Source organism: Streptomyces sp. IBSBF 2435 (assembly GCF_036815005.1).
In the GTDB taxonomy this organism is placed as follows: domain Bacteria; phylum Actinomycetota; class Actinomycetes; order Streptomycetales; family Streptomycetaceae; genus Actinacidiphila.
The window spans coordinates 1-19,329 of the sequence record NZ_JAJSYW010000153.1 but is presented as its reverse complement, the minus strand read 5'-3'; the positions used below and the strand labels follow the sequence as shown (position 1 = coordinate 19,329).

Genomic DNA, 19,329 nt, shown 5'->3' with positions numbered 1-19,329 from the left:
GCATGCGGGGGTGGACTATTCAGGACCGCCGCAGGGTGACGTGCCGGTGCCCGCGCCGATTGCCGCGGGTGCAGGCGGGCGGCCCGTGGTGCCGGTGTGGGTCAACAGGCTGGGCGGTGTGACCTTCCGGCTGGGGGACGGGGAGGGGCGCCGGTTCGCCAAGTGGGCGCCGGCCGGGTCCGGGCTGGACCTCGGGGCGGAGGCGATGCGGCTGCGGTGGGCCGTGGACTTCACGCCGGTCCCGCGGGTGCTGGAGCACGGGGTGGACTGCGACGGGGAGTGGCTGCTCACGGAGGGGCTGCCGGGGGACAGCGCGGTGAGCCCGCGCTGGAAGGCCGACCCTGGGACTGCCGTGCGGGCGCTGGGCGCGGGGCTGCGTGCGCTGCACGACCGGCTGCCGGTCGACGACTGCCCGTTCAGCTGGTCGGTGGAGCGGCGCCGGGCCAGGGACCCGGAGCTGGACTTCGACCTGCCCGCGGCGCCGCCGGTCGACCGGCTCGTCGTCTGCCACGGCGACGCGTGTGCCCCCAACACCCTGCTGGACGAGGACGGTTCGTGGTCCGCCCATGTCGACCTCGGCGCCCTCGGGGCCGCCGACCGCTGGGCCGACCTCGCCGTCGGCTCCTGGAACCTGGGCTTCAACTACGGTCCGGGCTGGGAGGACGTGTACTTCGACGCGTACGGCGTCACGCCCGATCCGGAGCGGATCGCCTTCTACCGGCGGCTGGGCGGCGTCAGCCGCTGACGCCGCCGGCGGGTGCCGGGTGGTGCCAGGCCGTGCGGTAGGCGGACGGGGGCAGGCCGGTGCGCCGGGTGAGGTGGTGGCGCAGCGAGTCGGGGGTCGACAGGCCGCTGAGCCGGGCCACCTGGGGGATCGGCAGGTCGGTGGTCTCCAGGAGTTCCTGGGCGCGGTTGATGCGCTGGTGCAGCAGCCACTGGAGCGGGCTCAGGCCGGTCTCGGCGTGGAAGCGGCGGGTCAGCGTACGGACGCTGGTGCGGGCGTGGGCGGCCAGGTCGGCGCGGGTCAGCGGCCGGTCGAGGCAGGTCAGCGCCCAGGCGCGGGTCGGGGCGAGCGAGGTGCCGCTCTCCGGCGGCAGCGGGCTGTCGATGAACTGCGCCTGCCCGCCCGGGCGTACGGGTGCGGCCACCACCAGCCGGGCGGCCGAGTTCGCCGTGGCGGCACCGTAGTCGAGGCGGATCAGGTGCAGGCACAGGTCTATCCCCGCGGAGAGCCCGGCGGAGGTGAGGATCCGGCCGTCGTCGACGTAGAGCACGCCGGGGCGCAGCTCCACCCGGGGGTAACGGGCGCGGAATTCGGCGGACTTCGCCCAGTACGTCGTCGCGGGGCGGCCGTCCAGCAGGCCCGCCTCGGCCAGCACGAAGGCCCCGGTGCAGATCGACACAACCCGCCGGCCGGCGGCGCAGGCGGTGCGCAGCACGTCGAGCACCCGCGGGTCGAGGCCGTCGCGGGCGCCGGTGCCGGTGACGATCACCGTGTCGGCGGCGACAGCGGCGTCCAGGCCGTGGGGGACGGCGATCTCCAGGCCGCCGCCGTCGGTGACCGGGCGGCCGGGCGCCGCGGTGCAGACGCGGACGTCGTAGCCGGGGCCGCCGCGTACGGTCATCCCGCCCAGCACCAGGTCGGGGATCGTCAGGTCGAAGGCGGTGACCGGCGGGACCGCGATGACGGCGACCCGGATCGGGGATCTCACCGGTGCGGCGGGGGCCGAAGCGGGCATGGCCCGAACCTCCGTAGGTTTGGCATCCGGGCCACTACTCTACCGGCGGCCGGTGGCGGAGGGTGGAGCGCGAACCACCCACCGATGAGGAGCGAACACCGTGTCGCAGCACGTCAACACCGCCGTCGTGGGGGGGGGGGGGGGGGGGGGGGGGGGGGGGGGGGGGGGGGGGGGGGGGGGGGGGGGGGGGNCCCCCCCCCCCCCCCCCCCCCCCCCCCCCCCCCCCCCCCCCCCCCCCCCACCCCCGGATCGAACGCGTCACCGCCGACGCCACCGACCCCGTACGCCTGGGCGAGATCGCCGCGGGCGCCGACGTCCTCCTCAACTGCGCGATGCCGCCGTACGACCGCTGGCCGGCCGAGTTCCCGCCGCTGGCGGCCTCGTTGCTCAGCGCGGCGGAGGCCACCGGGGCCGGATACGTGATGCTCGGCAACGTCTACGGCTACGGTCCGGTGGACGGGCCGTTCACCGACGACCTGCCGCTCGCCCCGAGCAGCGTCAAGGGCCGGGTCAGGGCCCGGATGTGGCAGGACGCGCTCGCGTCGTACGAGGCGGGCCGGGCGCGCGTCACCGAGGTGCGGGCCAGCGACTTCCTCGGCGGCGGCGCCTACTCGCCGTTCACGATCCTGGTCGGCGACGCGGTCCTGGCGGGGCGGCCGGCGGCCTACCCCGGCGACATCGACGTCCCGCACAGCTGGTGCTACGTGGCGGACGTGGCCCGCACCCTTGTCGCAGCGGCCGGGCACGAGGACTCCTGGGGGCGGGCCTGGCACGTGCCGCCCACCTCGGACCTGCCCGTGCGCGACCTCGCGGCCCGGCTCGCCGCCCGGGCCGGCCTGCCCGCGCCCCGTCTCGGCCGGATGACCGGGGAGGAGCTCGCGGCGGCAGGCCGCGCCGACCCGATCGCGGCCGAATTCCCCGAGGTGCTCTATCTGCTGGAGCGGCCGCTGCTGCTCGACGCGAGTGCGACCGTGGCGAAGCTGGGCGTGACGGCGACCCCGCTGGAGGAGGTACTGGACAGCATGGTGCCGCCCGCGGCCTGAGACCGCCCGGGGTCTCACCGCCCCCCTGGTCGGCACGGCGGCCCGCGCGCCTGCGGACCGCGCAGCGTCCCGGTCGGCATGACGGAGGACCCGCCCCCGGATCACGAGGCACCCCCGGACCGCACCGCGCCCGCAGACCGCACCGCACCGCGCCCGTAAGCCGCCCCACGCGGAGTGCTATGCAGGGGCCGTGACCACGAACCCGCTGATCCGCCCCTTCGACGCCGTCCTGTGCGACATCGACAACGTCATCCGGCACTACGACCCCGCCCCGCTCGCCGCGCTGGAGAAGGCCGCGGGGGTGGCCGAGGGCACCACGGCGCGGATCGCCTTCACGCCGGAGGTGGACCTGCCGATGCTGGTCGGGACGATCACCCCGCGCGAGTGGGTGGAGGCGATCACGGCGGCCTTCGTACGCCAGGACGTGCTCACCGAGGCGGCGGCCAGGCCGCTGGCCGCCGCGCTCGCCGCGTCGCCCTTCGCGGCCGACGAGGCCGTCGTCGCCCTGCTGCGGCGGATACGCGACGAGGCCCGGCTGCCGCTGGTGCTGGTCAGCAACGCCTCGGTCGACCTGGAGGACGACCTCGCCGCGCTCGGGCTCACCGCGCTGGCCGACCACGTGGTCAGCAGCGCCCGGGTCGGGGTGGCCAAGCCCGACCCGCGGATCTACGCGATAGCCGTCGAGCACGCCGGGGTCGCCGCCGAGCGCTGCCTGTTCGTGGACGACTCGCGCGAGAACATCGACGCGGCCCTCGCCATGGGCATGAGCGTGCTGCACTACCGCGAGCCGGGCGGCCTGCGCGCGGTGCTGGAACCTGCCTTCGCGGCGATCCGGCCGCCCGCCGTACCGTAGCGGCACCCCGCGAAGCCCCGCGAACCCCGCGACGGGCCGGGAAAGGCCCCCGCGAGTCGGAGCGAGCCGCTCCGCACACCACCCGCCCCGCTTTCTCAGACGATTCACAGAATCGGCCAAGACTGCTCTCATAGCGCCCGCACAGGCTGATGTGCATGACGACGACACCCACCGTTCCCGCCGCCGCGAACCGCGCCGCGAGGCCCGCCCCGGCCACCGCTCCCGCCACCGACCTGGCCCGTCCCGACGGCTCGCCGGTGCGCGTCCTCGTCGTGGACGACGAGACCCCGCTCGCCGACCTGCTCTCGATGGCCCTGCGCTACGAGGGCTGGCAGGTGCGCACCGAGGGCGACGGCGCGAGCGCGCTGCGCGCCGCCCGCGAGTCGCGGCCCGACGCGGTCGTGCTCGACGTGATGCTGCCCGACATGGACGGCCTCGAAGTGCTGGCCAGGCTCCGCCGCGAGACCCCGGACGTGCCCGTGCTCTTCCTGACCGCCAAGGACGCGGTCGAGGACCGTATCGCCGGGCTGACGGCGGGCGGCGACGACTACGTCACCAAGCCGTTCAGCCTGGAGGAGGTCGTCGCCCGGCTGCGCGGCCTGCTGCGCCGCTCCGGCGCCGCCGCCGTACGCAACGAGTCGCTGCTGACCGTCGGCGACCTCGTACTGAACGAGGACAGCCACGAGGTCAGCCGCGGCGGCGTCAACATCCACCTGACCGCGACGGAGTTCGAGCTGCTGCGCTACCTGATGCGCAACCCGCGCCGGGTGCTGAGCAAGGCGCAGATACTGGACCGCGTGTGGTCGTACGACTTCGGCGGGCAGGCCAACGTCGTCGAGCTGTACATCTCCTACCTCCGCCGCAAGATCGACGTCGGGCGCCCGCCGATGATCCACACCCGCCGCGGCGCGGGCTACCTGATCAAGCCGGGGGAGCCCGCGTGACCCTGCCGCACCGGCGGTGGGTACGTTCCTGGCGCAGCCGGAGCACATGGTCGCTGCGCCGCCGGCTCGTCGCGTCCTGCGTGATCCTGGTCGCCGTGGTCTGCACGGTGATCGGCTCGGTCACCATCTTCGCGCTGCACGACTTCCTCTACGGCCAGCTGGACGGCAAGGTGCGCGACCTGGCGGTACGCGCGGCCGGCCCGCACGGCGGCCCCGACGCGCCCGGATCGCCCGGCGCGGGGACGCCCCGCGGCAGCCGCCCCGACGGCGTGCCGCTGAACCTCCTGATCGGCGGCGGACAGCCCGGCGAGACCGTCGGCGCCGTCGTCACCGCGTCCGGCCGGGTCGGGCAGGCAGCGGTCAGCGCCACCGGGTCCTCCGGCTCCGGCGGCCTGATCGCGGAACCGCTCACCACCGCGCAGGCCGCCGCCTTCACGCACGTACCGCTGGACGGCCGGCCGCACACCCTCGACGTGCCGGGCCTCGGCGGCTTCCGGGTGGAGGCCGCGCAGCCGGACACGGACAGCGCCACCGTGCTGGTCGGGCTGTCCACGAAGGGCACCGAGGACACCCTGTCGACCCTGATCTGGGTCGAGGTGTCGGTGTCGGCCGCCGGACTGGTGGCCGCGGGCCTCGCGGGCGCCGCCCTGATGCGGATCGCCCTGCACCCGCTGCGCCGGGTCGCCGCGACCGCCACCCGGGTCTCCGAACTCCCGCTGGACCGCGGCGAGGTGGCGCTGCACGACCGGGTCCCCGACTCCGACACCGACCCGCGCACCGAGGTCGGCCAGGTCGGAGCCGCGCTCAACCGCATGCTGGGGCACGTCGGTTCCGCCCTGCACGCCCGGCAGCAGAGCGAGACCCGGGTCAGGCGCTTCGTCGCCGACGCCAGCCACGAGCTGCGCACCCCGCTCGCCTCGATCCGCGGCTACGCCGAACTCACCCGCCGCGGCCACGAATCCGTCGGCCCCGACACCCGGCACGCGCTGGGGCGTATCGAGTCGGAGGCCGCCCGGATGACCACCCTGGTCGAGGACCTGCTGCTGCTCGCCCGGCTCGACGCGGGCCGACCGCTCTTCCCCGCCCCGACGGACCTGTCCCCGCTGGTCGTCGACGCCGTCAGCGACGCCCGGGCGGCCGGCGGCGGCCATGTGTGGCGGCTGGACCTGCCCGACGATCCGGCCGTCGTGCACGGCGACCCGCAGCGCCTGCACCAGGTGCTGACCAATCTGCTGGCCAACGCCCGCACCCACACCCCGCCCGGCACCACCGTCACCGCCCGGGTGGCCGCGGACCCGGCAGGGGGCGTACGGCTCCAGGTCGAGGACGACGGCCCCGGCATCCCCGCCGAGCTGCAGACCGTCGTCTTCGAACGCTTCGCCCGCGGCGACGCCTCCCGCGCGCGTACGGCCGACTCCGGCGGCAGCACGGGCCTGGGCCTGGCGATCGTGCGGTCCGTGGTGGCCGCGCACGGCGGCACCGTCGGGCTGGAGAGCGCCCCGGGGCGCACCGTCTTCACCGTCACACTGCCCCCGGCACACTCACAGCCCCTCCCCAGCCTCAGCACAACGTCGTGACAGGGCGGTTGCCGAGTGTCGTCGTATGCGAACCCCACTCGGCAACCTGCCCGCCCGGCAGCACCTGCCGGTCACGGCCGCAGCGCTCGCGGCCGGCACCCCGGTGCTGGACGTCGTCATTCCCGTTCACAACGAGGAGGACGACCTGGAGCCCTGCGTCCGCCGCCTGCACGCGCACCTGTCGGACACCTTCCCCTACCCCTTCCGCATCACCGTCGCGGACAACGCCAGCACCGACCTGACCTCGGCGGTCGCCGCCTCGCTCGCCGACGAGATCCCCGAGGTCACCTCCTTCCGGCTTGAGCAGAAGGGCCGCGGACGCGCCCTGCGCACCGTCTGGACCGCGTCGGAGGCGCCCGTACTGGCGTACATGGACGTGGACCTGTCCACCGGCCTCAACGCGCTGCTGCCGCTGGTCGCCCCGCTGATCTCCGGGCACTCCGACCTGGCGATCGGCTCCCGGCTGGCCCGCTCCTCGCGGGTGGTGCGCGGCGCGAAGCGGGAGTTCATCTCCCGCGCCTACAACCTGATCCTGCGCGGCTCGCTCGCCGCCCGCTTCTCCGACGCCCAGTGCGGCTTCAAGGCGATCCGCGGGGACGTGGCGCAGCGGCTGCTGCCGATGGTCGAGGACACCGGCTGGTTCTTCGACACCGAGATGCTGGTGCTCGCGGAACGCGCGGGCCTGCGGATCCACGAGGTGCCGGTCGACTGGGTCGACGACCCCGACAGCAGCGTCGACCTCGTACGGACCGCGAGCGACGACCTGCGGGGCGTCTGGCGGGTCGGACGCGCCCTGGCCACCGGGCAGTTGGCGCTCGACCGGCTGCGGCGGCCCTTCGGCGACGACCCGCGGGACCGTGAACTGTCCGGTGTGCCCGCGGGACTCGCCCGCCAGCTGGTCGGCTTCTGCGTCGTCGGCGTCCTGAGCACCCTGGTCTACCTCGCGCTCTTCTCGCTCTTCCGGCTCGGCACCGGCTCCCAGGTCGCCAACGCGCTGGCCCTGCTGCTGTCCGCGCTGGGCAACACCGCGGCCAACCGGCGGCTCACCTTCGGGGTGCGCGGCCGCGACCGCGCGATGCGCCACCAGGCGCAGGGCCTGGTGGTCTTCGCCATCGGCCTCGCCCTGACCAGCGGTTCGCTCGCCGCCCTGCACACCGCGACCGCCACGCCCTCGCACAGCAGCGAGCTGGCGGTGCTCGTCGCGGCCAACCTGGCGGCGACCGTGCTGCGCTTCCTGCTCTTCCGGGCCTGGGTCTTCCCCGGGCCCGAGTCCGGACCCGTTCCAGCGTCCCCTGCCTCCCCCACCTCCGACAGGAGTGCGCGATGACCGCGCTGACCCACGCGCCGACCGCCGCCACCGCCGACCCGGGCTCGCTCGCCCGGCGCGCCTGGCGCGGGCGCCCCGACGACCCCGCCTGGGCACGGCCCGCCCTGCTCGCCCTGCTGGTCGGCACGCTGGTCCTGTACCTCTACGACCTCGGCGCGTCCGGCTACGCCAACTCCTTCTACTCCGCGGCCGTCCAGGCCGGCAGCGAGAGCTGGAAGGCCTTCTTCTTCGGCTCCTCCGACGCCGCCAACTCCATCACCGTCGACAAGCCGCCCGCCGCGCTGTGGCCGATGGCGCTGTCCGTACGGCTCTTCGGCCTCGGCTCCTGGCAGATCCTGGTGCCCGAGGCGCTGATGGGCGTCGGCACGGTGGCGCTGCTGTACGCGGCCGTACGCCGCCGCTTCGGCGCCGCCGCCGGGCTCATCGCCGGTGCGGTGCTGGCACTGACGCCGGTCGCCGCGCTGATGTTCCGCTTCAACAACCCCGACGCGCTGCTGGCGTTGCTCATGGTCGCGACCCTCTACAGCGTGCAGCGCGCCCTGGAGGACGCCCGCACCAAGTGGCTGCTGACCGCGGGCGGACTGCTCGGGCTCGCCTTCCTGACCAAGACCCTCCAGGCCTGGCTGATCGTCCCCGCGCTCACCGCCGTCTACGCGGTCTGCGCCCCCACCCGGCTGAGCCGCCGGCTGCTCCAACTCCTCTACGCCGGCGGTGCGATGCTACTGGCCGGCGGCTGGTGGGTGGCCGTCGTCGAACTGTGGCCCGCCTCCTCACGCCCCTACATCGGCGGCTCGCAGGACAACAGCTTCCTCAACCTGACCTTCGGCTACAACGGCTTCGGCCGCATCACCGGCGATGAGACCGGCAGCGTCGGCGGCGGTGGCGGCCGGGGTGGCGGCGGCGGGCAGTGGGGCGCCACCGGGATCGGCCGGCTCTTCAACGCGGAGATGGGCGGGCAGATCGCCTGGCTGCTGCCGGCCGCGTTCGCGCTGCTGCTGGCGGGGCTGTGGTTCACCCGGCGCGCCCGGCGCACCGACCTCGAACGCGCCGCGTTCCTGGTCTGGGGCGGCTCGCTGCTCATCACCTTCGTGACGTTCAGCTTCATGTCCGGGATCTTCCACCAGTACTACAACATCGCGCTGGCGCCGTACATTGCGGCGGTCACCGGTATGGGCGCGGTAATGCTGTGGCGCCGCCGCACATCGCCGCTCGCCGCGGCCGTGCTCGCCGCGACCGTCGCGGGCACCGGGGCCGTGTCGTACGTACTGCTCGACCGCTCGCCGTCCTGGCACCCGTGGCTGCGGTACGCCGTCCTGATCGCCGGCCTCGTCGCCGCGGTGGCCCTGCTGGCGGCGCCTTACGTGCGCTTCGCCGCGCTGTCCCGCGCCGCGGGCGTACTCGGCCTGGTGGCGGCCCTCGGCGGTCCCGTCGCCTACACCCTCGACACGGTGACGACCCCGCACCAGGGCTCCATTGTGACGGCCGGGCCTGCGGTGGCCTCCGGCGGCTTCCCCGGGGGTGGCCCGGGCGGCGGTGGCCCGCGCGGGGGCATGGGCGGCAACGGTGCGCCGCCGACCGGCACGTTCCCGGGCGCCCCGGGCGCCCCGGGGGCCGGGGGGACGCAGGGCGGTGGCACCGGTGTGCAGGGACAGGCTCCGACCCAGGGACGGGGCGGTTTCCGTCCCGGCAGCGGCGGTGCGGGCGCTGGTGTCGGCGGTATGGGCGGGCTGCTGAACGGCGCCCAGGTCAGTTCGGCGATGACGTCGCTGCTCAAGGCCGACGCGGGCCACTACACGTGGGTCGCCGCCGCGGTCGGCTCGCAGAACCAGGCCAGCTACCAGCTGGCCAGCGGTGAGCCGGTGATGTCCATCGGAGGCTTCAACGGCAGCGATCCGTCGCCGACGCTGGCCCAGTTCAAGCAGTACGTGGCCGCGGGCCGCATCCACTACTACATCGCCGGGGGCGGCATGGGCGGCGGCGGTATGGGCGGCTCCGGTACCGCGTCCCAGATCACGTCCTGGGTCGAGGCGACGTTCACCGCGAAGACGGTGGGCTCGACGACGGTCTACGACCTGACGTAACCGTCCCGCCTGCCGCACAGTTCCCCGCGCTCCTGGTGGTCGCCCTCCGCGGAAGAGGGCGCCGCACAGGGGCGCGGGGAACTGCGCCACCGGACGCAGACCGGGGGAGTTCCCGGGACCGGGGACGGGCCGGGGGGACGCAGGCCGGTCGTCAGGCCAGCCGCGCGGGGAAGCCGCCCGTGGCCAGCGGTCCCCACCGTTCCGGGGCGATCCGGATGATCGACTTGCCCTGCCGGAGCATCGCTTCGCGGTACTCCGCCCAGTCGGGGTGCTCACCGCTGATGTTGCGGAAGTATTCGACCAGCGGCTCGACCGCCTCCGGCACGTCGAGCACCTCCGCGGTGCCGTCCACCTGCACCCACGGCCCGTCCCACTCGTCGGACAGGACGACGACGCTCACCCGGGGGTCGCGCCGGGCGTTGCGCGTCTTGGCCCGTTCGGGGTAGGTCGACACGACGATACGGCCGCTGTCGTCCACGCCGCAGGTCAGCGGCGAGCCCTGGGGCCGCCCGTCCGCGCGGGTCGTGAGGAGGATCGCCCGGTGCCTGGGGCGTACGAAGTCGAGGAGCTCTTCCCGCGAGACCGCGGTGTTCGTGGCGATGTTGGGAGCCATGCCCGCACTCTAGGGCCTGTCGTCCCGGCCTCCGTGGAGACCCGGGCCACAGGCCCCGCGTCGATGGTTTCGCGGGTCCCGGCGGGCGGCCTCGGCCGTCCCCTGCTCCGGCCGTCGCCGGGACCCCTACCCGTACCTCCGGTGCCTGGACCTCTCCGCTGTGGCACAGGCCGGGTGGACGGGAGTCCCGGCGGTCACTCCTCGGGCCTCGCCGTACCCGGTGCGCTCTGCTGCAAACCGCTGCGGTTGCCCAGGGCGACCTCCTTGACGAAGACGACCAGCAGGAAGGACAGCAGCGCGAACGGCGCCGCGTAGAGGAAGACGTCGCCGATGCCGTGCCCGTACGCGCTCTCGACCACGCCGCGGACCGGCGCCGGCAGGGTCGCGACGTCGGGGATGCCGCCGCTGTCGCCCGCCGAGGCCTTGACGTGGAGCGAGGCCAGGCCGTCGGAGACGAAGCGGGTGACGCGGTTGCCGAGGACCGCGCCGAGCGCCGTGACGCCGATCGCGCCGCCCAGCGAGCGGAAGAAGGTCACCAGGGAGCTGGCGGCGCCGAGGTCGGCGGTGGAGACCTGGTTCTGCACGGCGAGGACCAGGTTCTGCATCATCATGCCGACACCGAGGCCGAGCAGCGCCATGTAGACGGCGACCTGCCAGTACGGGGTGTCGTAGCGGATCAGGCCGAGGGTCGCCGAGCCCGCGGTGAGCAGCAGGCCGCCGGAGACCAGGAACGCCTTCCAGCGCCCGGTGCGGGTGATGATCTGACCGGTCGCGGTCGAGGCGACGAACAGCCCGGCGATCAGCGGGATCGTCATGATGCCCGACATCGTGGGCGTACGGCCGCGGGCCAGCTGGAAGTACTGGCTGAGGAAGACCGTGCCGGCGAACATGGCGACGCCCACGAAGAGGCTGGCCAGCGAGGCGAGGGTGATCGTCTTGTTGCGGAACAGCCGCAGCGGCACGATCGGTTCCGCGGCCCGCGACTCGACCCAGAGGAAGACGCAGCCGAGCAGCAGCGCGGCGGGCACCATGACGTATGTCTGCCAGGACAGCCAGGCGTAGTTCTGGCCGGCCAGCGACACCCAGATCATCAGCAGCGACACGGCCGCGGTGATGAAGGAGGCGCCCGCCCAGTCGATGGACACCTTCCGCCTGACCACGGGCAGGTGCAGCGTCTTCTGGAGCACGATCAGCGCGATGATTGCGAAGGGCACGCCGACGTAGAAGCACCAGCGCCAGCCGAGCGACGAGTCGACGATGACGCCGCCGACCAGCGGACCGCCGACGGTCGCGACGGCGAAGGTGGCGCCGAGGTAGCCGCTGTAGCGGCCGCGCTGGCGGGGCGAGATCATCGCGGCCATGATCACCTGGGTGAGCGCGGAGAGTCCGCCCGCGCCGACACCCTGGACCAGCCGGCAGCCGATGAGCATGCCGGGGCTGGTGGAGAAGCCGGCCACGACGGAGCCGGCGACGTAGATCACCAGCGCCAGCTGGATCAGCAGCTTCTTGCTGAACAGGTCGGAGAGCTTGCCCCAGATCGGGGTGGTGGCCGTGACCGCGAGCAGCGAGGCGGTGACGACCCAGGTGTACGCGCTCTGGCCGCCGCCGATGTCGCCGAGGATGCGGGGCAGGGCGTTGGAGACGATGGTGGACGACAGGATCGCCACGAACAGCCCGAGCAGCAGCCCGGAGAGGGCTTCCATGATCTGCCGGTGCGACATCGCCGCTCCGCCCGGGCTGTCGGGCGGAGCGGTGTGTGCTGCGTGCCGGGGCTTGCCGGGGTTGTCGGGGAGCGCGTCGCTCCGGGTTGACGGGGTCGCCATCAGGCCTCCACTTAATTGCCTCAAGCAACCATAAGAGGAGATGGTTGTATAGGGCAAGCGCTGTGGGCCCGCTGTGGTGTACGCCACGGCCCGCCCTGGACCTGCGGAGCCGTGGATCAGCCGCAGATGAGGGGCCTGTGGGGGGTGCGGGGTATTCCGCCGACACGCTAGGGTCAGGCGGCATGTCGAACAACCCTGAGAACAACTACGACCCGGCCGGCAGTACGCAGATGTTCCGCGCCTTCGTGGACGAGCAGCCGGCCCCCGTCGAGGTGCAGCGGGCGCAGGCCCGGCCTAGGACCGGACTGATCATCGGACTGGTCGTCACGCTGGTCGTCATTGTCGGAGTGGTCGCGCTCGCCCTGAAGTAAGGCGCGCCCCGACCACTCCGTCCCGTCGTCACGCCTCCGCGGTGAGGCCCTCGCGCAGCTGTGCCAGCGTGCGGGTCAGCAGCCGGGAGACGTGCATCTGCGAGATGCCGACCTCCTCGCCGATCTGTGACTGCGTCATGTTGGCGAAGAAGCGCAGCATGATGATCTGGCGCTCGCGCGGCGGCAGTTGGGCCAGCAGCGGCTTCAGCGACTCGCGGTACTCGACGCCTTCGAGTGCCGCGTCCTCATAGCCGAGCCGGTCGGCGAGGGTGCCCTCGCCGCCGTCGTCCTCGGGCGGCGGGGAGTCGAGGGAGCTGGCCGTGTAGGCGTTGCCCACCGCCAGGCCGTCGACCACGTCCTCCTCGGACACACCGAGGCACACGGCGAGTTCGGCGACGGTCGGCGAGCGGTCGAGCCGCTGGGACAGCTCGTCGCTGGCCTTGGTGAGGGCCAGCCGCAGCTCCTGGAGCCGCCGGGGGACCCGTACCGACCAGGAGGTGTCGCGGAAGAAGCGCTTCACCTCGCCGACGATGGTCGGCATCGCGAAGGTGGGGAATTCCACCCCGCGCTCGCAGTCGAAGCGGTCGATCGCCTTGATCAGGCCGATCGTGCCGACCTGGACGATGTCCTCCATCGGCTCGTTGCGGCTGCGGAAGCGGGCCGCCGCGTAACGCACGAGCGGGAGGTTCAGCTCGATCAGCGTGTCGCGTACGTAGGTGCGTTCCGGGCTGTCCACCGGCACTTCCGCAAGGCGCAGGAAGAGCGAGCGGGACAGTGTACGGGTGTCGATGGCCTCACTGTGAAGAGCATCGTGCGGTGCGACGGTGGTACGGAGCACCTTGGGACTGCCCACCTGTACGGACATGCCACCCCCTTGAGGTCGCGGACGGGTGTCGCGAGCGACGTTGTTCCTCCACTGGAATACCGGAGGTGTGCTCGCGACAAACGCGGTATCCGCAGAATGTCACATGTCGGCAACACGCTGTAGCGCCAAGTCGACATATCTGCGCAGGTGGCTTCATCCCCTTCGGCTACGCTTCGAGCTGGTTTGCGGACCTCAGCCGGGCGAAGCTGCGGGACAGCAGCCTGGACACATGCATCTGGGAAACCCCCAGCTCAGCGCTGATCTGGGACTGCGTCAGGTTGCCGAAGTAGCGGAGCAGCAGGATGCGTCGCTCCCGCTCGGGCAGTTGCACCAGAAGATGCCTGACCAGGTCGCGGTGCTCGACGCCGGACAGCGCCGGGTCCTCGTAGCCGAGCCGGTCCAGCAGGCCGGGGGCGCCGTCGCCCTCCTGGGCCGCCTCCAGCGAGGTCGCGTGGTAGGCGCGGCCCGCCTCCAGGCAGGCCAGCACCTCGTCCTCGGACAGCTTGAGCCGCTCGGCGATCTCGGCGGTGGTGGGAGACCTCCCGTGCAGCACGGTGAGGTCCTCGATGGCGCCGCTGACCTGCACCCACAGCTCGTGCAGTCGGCGCGGTACGTGCACGGTCCGCACATTGTCGCGGAAGTAACGTTTGATCTCGCCGACCACCGTCGGCATCGCGAAGGTGGGGAACTGCACCCCGCGCGCGGGGTCGAAGCGGTCGATCGCGTTGATCAGCCCGATCGTGCCGACCTGGACCACGTCCTCCATCGGCTCGTTGCGGCTGCGGAAGCGTGCCGCCGCGTACCGCACCAGCGGCAGGTTGACCTCGATCAGCGCCGCGCGGACCCGGGTGTGCTCGGAAGTGCCGGGTTCCAGTGTGCGGATCTGTTCGAACAGCACCTGGGTGAGTGCCCGCGCGTCCGCCGCGTTGGTGCTGGGAGTCCGCGTCCTGCCCCGGGGATACGTCGTTGACGCCGTACGGGCCGGCACCGGCACATCACACCCCACACTGTTGACTCATCCGGCAAAAGCGGTCATAGCATCACAATTCATGTGCGGGATGCGCAAGCACCGCATATTGCCGTGTTGTACAACCGCAGGCCCGCCCGGGCACGGAGAAGCCCCCCGCCGGAACCGGCGGGGGGCGCGCTGCCGACCCGTACGCGAGGCGGGTCCGCCGCTCAGATCTCGTAGTCGGCGATCACCCAGGTGGCGAATTCTGCCCACGGCGCGACCGCGGCCTTGTGCGCCGGGTGTTCGAGATACCGCGTCAGGGCGGCGGTGTCCGCGACCGACGAGGCGATCGCGAAGTCGTAGGCGATCGGGCGGTCGGAGATGTTCCACCCGCACTCCCAGGTCCCGACCTCCGGTACCAGCGCCCCCAGCTCGGCGAACCCCCGCGCGCCCGCGGCCACCCGGGGCTCGTCGCGCGTGACGCCCTCGTTGAGCTTGAACAGCACCAGATGCCGGATCATGCCACCCTCATTCGCCCTTGTGCCGTACCGCGCCGGGCGCGGACGCCGTGCCGTGTCAGTTGGCCAGATCGTGCATGAACTTGCCGATGCTCTTGGCCGCGTTCGATATCCCCTCGAACCCTACTTGCACGAGATCGGCGGCCCGGGCCGGCTGGTTGATGATCGTGTAGAGCACGAAGATCACCAGCACGTACGTGGCGATCTTCCTCGCCTGCGCCATGCTCCTTGCCCTCCCCAGCCGCAGCCACGCACTAACGGTCACAAGTGTGCAATCAGCGAAGTGTATCCATCAGTTGGCGCAATCCGTGGGCTGCCCATCCCTTTGATCGGATCAACGCCACCACCTGCCCGTTCCCACCCCCGGGACTTCCCCGTCCCGGCCTCGGGGCCTCCCCCGCCCCGCTGCCGGCGCCTCGGCCAGGTCCGGCCCCTGACAGCACGAAGCCCCACCTGCTCAACTGAGTAGGTGGGGCGTTCGTACTGCTCGTGGCGGTAGCGGTGGGATTTGAACCCACGGAGGAGTTGCCCCCTCACACGCTTTCGAGGCGTGCTCCTTAGGCCGCTCGGACACGCTACCGAGACAGATCCTAGCCCACCTCGGGGGGTGGGTCGAAATCCTCAGGGGATCGCGGTACGGAAGAAGTGGGTCAGGAGGGCGGCGGCCGGGGCGGGCAGGACGCTGGTGATCACCTCGGGGCGGTGGTTGAGGCGGCGGTCGCGCAGGAGGTCCCACAGGGAGCCGGCCGCCCCCGCCTTGGAATCGGTGGCCGCGTAGACGACGCGGTCCAGGCGGGACTGGACGATGGCGCCCGCGCACATCGAGCAGGGTTCGAGGGTGACCACCAGGGTGCAGCCGGTCAGCCGCCACTGGCCGGTGACGGCCGCGGCCCTGCGGATGGCCAGCACCTCGGCGTGGGCGGTCGGGTCGCCGGTGGCCTCGCGTTCGTTGCGGGCGCGCGCGAGCACGGTCGTGCCGTCCGCGGACAGCACGACCGCGCCCACCGGGACATCGCCGGTGAGCGGGGCGTGTTCTGCCTCCGCCAAGGCCAGCCGCATGGCGGCGGCCCACGGGTCGCGGACCGGGTCGGCCGGCTCTGCCGCGTCCCCTGGCGGAGGCTCCGATGCCGGTGGGTGTGCTGTCAGCGGACCGCCTCCAGCACATCGGCACAACCCAGCGCCTCGGCGATCTCGCCCAGCGCCTCACCGGTGAGCGCCCCGCCGCCGCTGAGTGCCAGCAGCTCCGTGGTGCTCATCCCCAGGTCCACCAGCACGTCGGTCTCGCCGAGCGGGCCGGCCGGCACATGGTCGTCGGAGGCGCCCGCCACGGCGTCCTCGTCATCGTCGGTTTCGCCGTCCTCGGTGCCGTCGAGGTCGACCAGGTCGTCGAGGTCCTCCGGGTCGCGGCCCAGCACCTCGTCCGTGAGCAGGATCTCTCCGTACGAGCTGCGGGCGGCGGCTGCCGCGTCGGACACATAGATGCGTGGATCCTCTTCACCATCGACACGGACGACGCCGAACCAGGCGTCCTCCTGCTCGATGAAGACCAGAACCGTTTCCTCCTCGTCGCCGGCCGCGCGGGCCAGGTCGCTCAGATCGGCGAGGGTTTCCACATTGTCGAGATCGGGTTCGCTCGCGTGCCAACCGTCCTCGGTGCGCGCGAGCAGTGCGGCGAAGTACACCGTGACTCTCCCACTGGTCTCAGGCCGTCCGGACCGGGTGGGGGCCGCTTTCGACTTCTGTCGCGGCCCCGCCCATCGGCATCGTGGCAGAAACCGGGGCGTTGCGAGAGGTCTTCGGCACTGCGACGTGCCAGGTCTTCGTCACTTCTGCGAGATTCGGCGATCTTGTACGGCCATTGTGGGGGTGCGCCGGTCACTCGGAGATCATCGAACGGTCACGCTGTGCTCGTGTCGCACTCGGGGGACAATGCGGACATTCACCAGCGGAAGGTCCGCATCCGCATCTGCTGCCGCATCCGTGCGGCGCGGGCCTTGCGGGGCTGTACGCGGTCGCGCAGTTCCCTGGCCTCGTTCAGTTCGCGCAGGAACAAGGCACGCTTGCGCCGGCGTTCCAGATCGCGTTCGTCGTGGTCCGCCATGGGCGCCCACCATCCCTGGATTCGGTTCGCCCGGGTGGCGCGCCGGGCGTACAGACCCAGTTTCCCCCTAACGGGCGGTTTACCCCACCGGCCGGGTACAAGCCGCGGGTGAAGCGCGCCGGCGGAGCCGTCCGCGGCGGCGGTTACCCTCATCGGTATGCGTCTCCACGTTGTCGACCACCCGCTGGTCGCGCACAAGCTCACCACCCTGCGCGACGAGCGCACCGACTCGCCGACCTTCCGCCGGCTCGCCGACGAATTGGTCACCCTGCTCGCCTACGAGGCGACCCGTGACGTCAGGACGGAACAGGTCGACATCCGCACCCCCGTCGCGCCCACCACCGGGGTGCGGCTGTCCTATCCGCGCCCGCTGGTGGTGCCGATCCTGCGCGCCGGGCTGGGCATGCTCGACGGCATGGTGCGGCTGCTGCCCACCGCCGAGGTCGGCTTCCTCGGCATGGTCCGCGACGAGCACACCCTGGAGGCGACGACGTACGCCACCCGGATGCCCGACGACCTGTCAGGCCGCCAGGTCTACGTCGTCGACCCGATGCTGGCCACCGGCGGCACCCTGGTCGCGGCGATCAACCTGCTGATCGACCTGGGCGCCGACGACGTCACCGCGCTGTGCCTGCTCGCGGCGCCCGAGGGCGTGGAGCTGATGGAGCGCGAACTGGCGGGCAAGCCGGTCACCGTGGTCACCGCGGCGGTGGACGAGCGGCTCAATGAGCTCGGCTTCATCGTCCCCGGCCTCGGCGACGCGGGCGACCGGCTGTACGGCACCGTCGGCTAGACCCGCCGGGCACACCGACTGCCGGGGCGGCTACGGGCATCGGTCGGCCGCCCCGCAGGGTGAGGACCGGTGCTCGGGCCGGGGACGGTCCGCCGTTTCCGGCGGGCGCCCCCGGGCGGTCAGCGGGCGGCCGGAGCCGACGCGGCGCAGGTGGGCTTCGCCGCGGGCGGGTTGGCCGCGGCGACCCGGGCCTTGGCCGCGTCCGCCGGGCTGGACAGCGCTTTGAAGGCCGTACCGATCATCAGATCGACACTCTTGTCCTTACGGGTCGGGTCGATCTTCACCGTCGAGCCCGCCACTTGGGTGCCTGCCTCCCGGGCGGCGGCCTCGGCGGCGGGACCCGCCACGATCAGCGCCGTCTGGGTGACCTTCTTGTCGTAGGGCACCGGTGCGTTACCGAATTTGCCCACTTTGAAGCCACGTTTGGCAAGCTCGTCCGCGGTGGACTTGGCGAGGCCGCCTCTCGGCGTGGCGTTGTAGACGTTCATCGTCACGGCGGCCGGCTGCGGCAGCGCCATCGGCTTCAGCGGGGGCGTCGACGGGCTGACCAGGGTGCAGGGTCGGTTCTGCGGGGCCGCGTTCGCCTTGGTGTCGCCGTCGTCACCGTTGAAGACATGGAAGAGCTGCAGCGCGCCCCAGCCGAACAGGCTCAGCACAACGACCGAGGCGACGAGCGCGGCCACGACACGGCCGCGCTTTCTGGGCCGCCGCATCCGCGGAAATGTGTCCCCGGTGACTCGGTACTTCCCGCCCATCCCAGAGGGCGTCAGCATGCTCATGAGCGCAGCGTAAGCGGATTGTCAGTCCATCTCCAGGACCCGGGCGTGGAGCACTTGACGCTGCTGCAGTGCGGCGCGTACCGCTCGGTGCAGGCCGTCTTCCAGATAGAGATCACCCTGCCATTTGACGACATGTGCGAAGAGGTCGCCATAGAAGGTGGAGTCCTCGGCGAGCAGCGTCTCCAGGTCGAGCTGTCCCTTGGTGGTCACCAACTGGTCCAGCCGCACGGGTCGGGGGGCGACGTCCGCCCACTCACGCGTACTCACCCGGCCGTGGTCCGGGTACGGCCGAGTGCTTCCGATGCGCTTGAAGATCACACGGAAAGCCTACCGGTCCGGCTTGTGCGGGCGCAGCCGTGACGGTGTGATGGGGCGGCACCGAATAGCCCATAAGTGGCTATAACGCGCGCCGCGCGTCGGAAGCCACGACGCTGGCCCGTCCTGGGGTTCCCCTCGGTAAGCCCCGGCCACCTCGCTGGCGCGTGCCGAGGGGTGCCGTACTGCGCCGCCGGGCACGCTTCCCCTGGGCGCGGGGGTACGCGGCTCCCCTTGCGGCAGGGGGCGCCCACTCCGCTGGCGCGGGGCCGGGGTGCCGCTGCGTCGGCGGGCGCGCTCCCCTTGGGTGCGGGGGTGGTGCGGCTCCCTGCGGCAGGGGGGCGCCCTGTCCAGGCGCGCGGGGGGTGTGCGGTGCCCCTTAGGCAAGGGGTGCCCGCCCAGGGGCACGGGGAACTGCGCGCTCAGCCGGTTACCGGCCGGTGGTCCTGGGCGTACCGGTCTGCCCCCTTCGGGTCGGTGGCGACCCGCGCTCCCGGTGGGGCTGGTGGCGCAGTTCCCCGCGGCCCCGGGGCACTTACGGTGCGTCGTCACGTGACGGTGCGTGGGGGTTGCTCGCGACGTTCCTCGCGCCCCCAAGGGGCGCTACGCGCTGGCCGCGTAGAGAAGCGCTCGGG

The 19,329-nt window shown here is 72.7% G+C and carries 20 protein-coding genes, 1 tRNA gene and 1 pseudogene; 9 read left to right on the top strand and 13 right to left on the bottom strand.

Annotation, left to right across the window (positions count from 1 at the left end):
- Positions 1 to 745, top strand: a 745-nt coding sequence (locus tag V7E46_RS25180) for an aminoglycoside 3'-phosphotransferase (protein WP_333770542.1), incomplete at its 5' end; no start/stop codon positions are given.
- Here V7E46_RS25180 and V7E46_RS25175 read toward each other — a convergent pair.
- Positions 735 to 1,739: a GlxA family transcriptional regulator gene (locus V7E46_RS25175; protein WP_333770541.1), complete on the bottom strand. Its 1,005-nt coding sequence runs from the start codon at positions 1,737 to 1,739 to the stop codon at positions 735 to 737. The two genes, V7E46_RS25180 and V7E46_RS25175, sit on opposite strands and share 11 nt — an antisense overlap.
- 62 nt (positions 1,740 to 1,801) lie before the next feature.
- Here V7E46_RS25175 and V7E46_RS25170 point away from each other — a divergent pair, with 62 nt between their 5' ends.
- From V7E46_RS25170 to V7E46_RS25145, 6 genes are all read left to right on the top strand, one after another.
- Complete coding sequence (locus V7E46_RS25170) at positions 1,802 to 2,782, top strand: NAD-dependent epimerase/dehydratase family protein (RefSeq protein ID WP_333770540.1); 981 nt, start codon at positions 1,802 to 1,804, stop codon at positions 2,780 to 2,782.
- Between the two features lie 190 nt (positions 2,783 to 2,972).
- Positions 2,973 to 3,635, top strand: coding sequence for an HAD-IA family hydrolase (locus V7E46_RS25165; protein ID WP_333770539.1), 663 nt, complete (start codon positions 2,973 to 2,975; stop codon positions 3,633 to 3,635).
- A 155-nt stretch (positions 3,636 to 3,790) separates the two neighbouring features.
- Positions 3,791 to 4,579, top strand: coding sequence for a response regulator transcription factor (locus tag V7E46_RS25160; RefSeq protein WP_333770538.1), 789 nt, complete (start codon positions 3,791 to 3,793; stop codon positions 4,577 to 4,579).
- Positions 4,576 to 6,156: a sensor histidine kinase gene (locus V7E46_RS25155; protein ID WP_333770537.1), complete on the top strand. Its 1,581-nt coding sequence runs from the start codon at positions 4,576 to 4,578 to the stop codon at positions 6,154 to 6,156. The genes V7E46_RS25160 and V7E46_RS25155 overlap by 4 nt, the downstream gene beginning before the upstream one ends.
- Before the next feature lie 25 nt (positions 6,157 to 6,181).
- Entirely contained in the window at positions 6,182 to 7,483 is a 1,302-nt protein-coding gene (locus tag V7E46_RS25150) for a bifunctional glycosyltransferase family 2/GtrA family protein (RefSeq protein WP_333770536.1), read from the top strand.
- Positions 7,480 to 9,564: an ArnT family glycosyltransferase gene (locus V7E46_RS25145; RefSeq protein ID WP_333770535.1), complete on the top strand. Its 2,085-nt coding sequence runs from the start codon at positions 7,480 to 7,482 to the stop codon at positions 9,562 to 9,564. The genes V7E46_RS25150 and V7E46_RS25145 overlap by 4 nt, the downstream gene beginning before the upstream one ends.
- 151 nt (positions 9,565 to 9,715) lie before the next feature.
- On the opposite strand, the gene V7E46_RS25140 is transcribed toward V7E46_RS25145, so the two are convergent.
- Positions 9,716 to 10,177 carry a PPOX class F420-dependent oxidoreductase gene (locus V7E46_RS25140; RefSeq protein WP_333770534.1) on the bottom strand — a complete coding sequence of 154 codons (462 nt, stop codon included), beginning with the start codon at positions 10,175 to 10,177 and terminating at the stop codon, positions 9,716 to 9,718.
- Positions 10,178 to 10,380: 203 nt separating this feature from the next.
- Positions 10,381 to 11,898, bottom strand: a pseudogene (locus V7E46_RS25135) (MDR family MFS transporter); the annotation flags it as partial.
- Positions 11,899 to 12,182: 284 nt separating this feature from the next.
- Here V7E46_RS25135 and V7E46_RS25130 point away from each other — a divergent pair.
- On the top strand, positions 12,183 to 12,371 hold the full coding sequence (locus V7E46_RS25130; RefSeq protein ID WP_333770533.1) for a hypothetical protein: 189 nt from the start codon (positions 12,183 to 12,185) through the stop codon (positions 12,369 to 12,371).
- Between the two features lie 28 nt (positions 12,372 to 12,399).
- On the opposite strand, the gene V7E46_RS25125 is transcribed toward V7E46_RS25130, so the two are convergent.
- From V7E46_RS25125 to V7E46_RS25090, 8 genes are all read right to left on the bottom strand, one after another.
- A complete protein-coding gene (locus V7E46_RS25125; RefSeq protein WP_329177172.1) occupies positions 12,400 to 13,236 on the bottom strand; it encodes an RNA polymerase sigma factor SigF in 837 nt (278 codons plus the stop codon).
- A gap of 166 nt (positions 13,237 to 13,402) precedes the next feature.
- Complete coding sequence (locus V7E46_RS25120; RefSeq protein WP_333770532.1) at positions 13,403 to 14,224, bottom strand: RNA polymerase sigma factor SigF; 822 nt, start codon at positions 14,222 to 14,224, stop codon at positions 13,403 to 13,405.
- 191 nt (positions 14,225 to 14,415) lie between these two features.
- Entirely contained in the window at positions 14,416 to 14,709 is a 294-nt protein-coding gene (locus V7E46_RS25115) for a Dabb family protein (protein ID WP_329177175.1), read from the bottom strand.
- Positions 14,710 to 14,764: 55 nt separating this feature from the next.
- The gene (locus tag V7E46_RS25110; protein ID WP_329182692.1) at positions 14,765 to 14,971 is read right to left on the bottom strand and encodes a hypothetical protein; all 207 of its coding nucleotides are present in this window, start codon (positions 14,969 to 14,971) and stop codon (positions 14,765 to 14,767) included.
- Between the two features lie 225 nt (positions 14,972 to 15,196).
- Positions 15,197 to 15,286: transfer RNA gene (locus V7E46_RS25105), tRNA-Ser, on the bottom strand.
- Positions 15,287 to 15,327: 41 nt separating this feature from the next.
- A complete protein-coding gene (locus V7E46_RS25100; protein WP_333770531.1) occupies positions 15,328 to 15,765 on the bottom strand; it encodes a nucleoside deaminase in 438 nt (145 codons plus the stop codon).
- A gap of 83 nt (positions 15,766 to 15,848) precedes the next feature.
- Complete coding sequence (locus V7E46_RS25095; RefSeq protein ID WP_333770530.1) at positions 15,849 to 16,388, bottom strand: tRNA adenosine deaminase-associated protein; 540 nt, start codon at positions 16,386 to 16,388, stop codon at positions 15,849 to 15,851.
- Positions 16,389 to 16,645: 257 nt separating this feature from the next.
- Positions 16,646 to 16,807: a hypothetical protein gene (locus V7E46_RS25090; RefSeq protein ID WP_333770529.1), complete on the bottom strand. Its 162-nt coding sequence runs from the start codon at positions 16,805 to 16,807 to the stop codon at positions 16,646 to 16,648.
- 157 nt (positions 16,808 to 16,964) lie between these two features.
- Here V7E46_RS25090 and upp point away from each other — a divergent pair, with 157 nt between their 5' ends.
- Entirely contained in the window at positions 16,965 to 17,600 is a 636-nt protein-coding gene (gene upp, locus V7E46_RS25085) for a uracil phosphoribosyltransferase (protein ID WP_333770528.1), read from the top strand.
- A 119-nt stretch (positions 17,601 to 17,719) separates the two neighbouring features.
- Here upp and V7E46_RS25080 read toward each other — a convergent pair whose 3' ends face one another.
- Together V7E46_RS25080 and V7E46_RS25075 are read right to left on the bottom strand one after the other, a co-directional pair.
- The gene (locus tag V7E46_RS25080; RefSeq protein WP_333770527.1) at positions 17,720 to 18,379 is read right to left on the bottom strand and encodes a LytR C-terminal domain-containing protein; all 660 of its coding nucleotides are present in this window, start codon (positions 18,377 to 18,379) and stop codon (positions 17,720 to 17,722) included.
- A 21-nt stretch (positions 18,380 to 18,400) separates the two neighbouring features.
- On the bottom strand, positions 18,401 to 18,697 hold the full coding sequence (locus V7E46_RS25075) for a type II toxin-antitoxin system VapB family antitoxin (protein ID WP_033173270.1): 297 nt from the start codon (positions 18,695 to 18,697) through the stop codon (positions 18,401 to 18,403).
- Between the last annotated feature and the right edge of the window lie 632 nt (positions 18,698 to 19,329).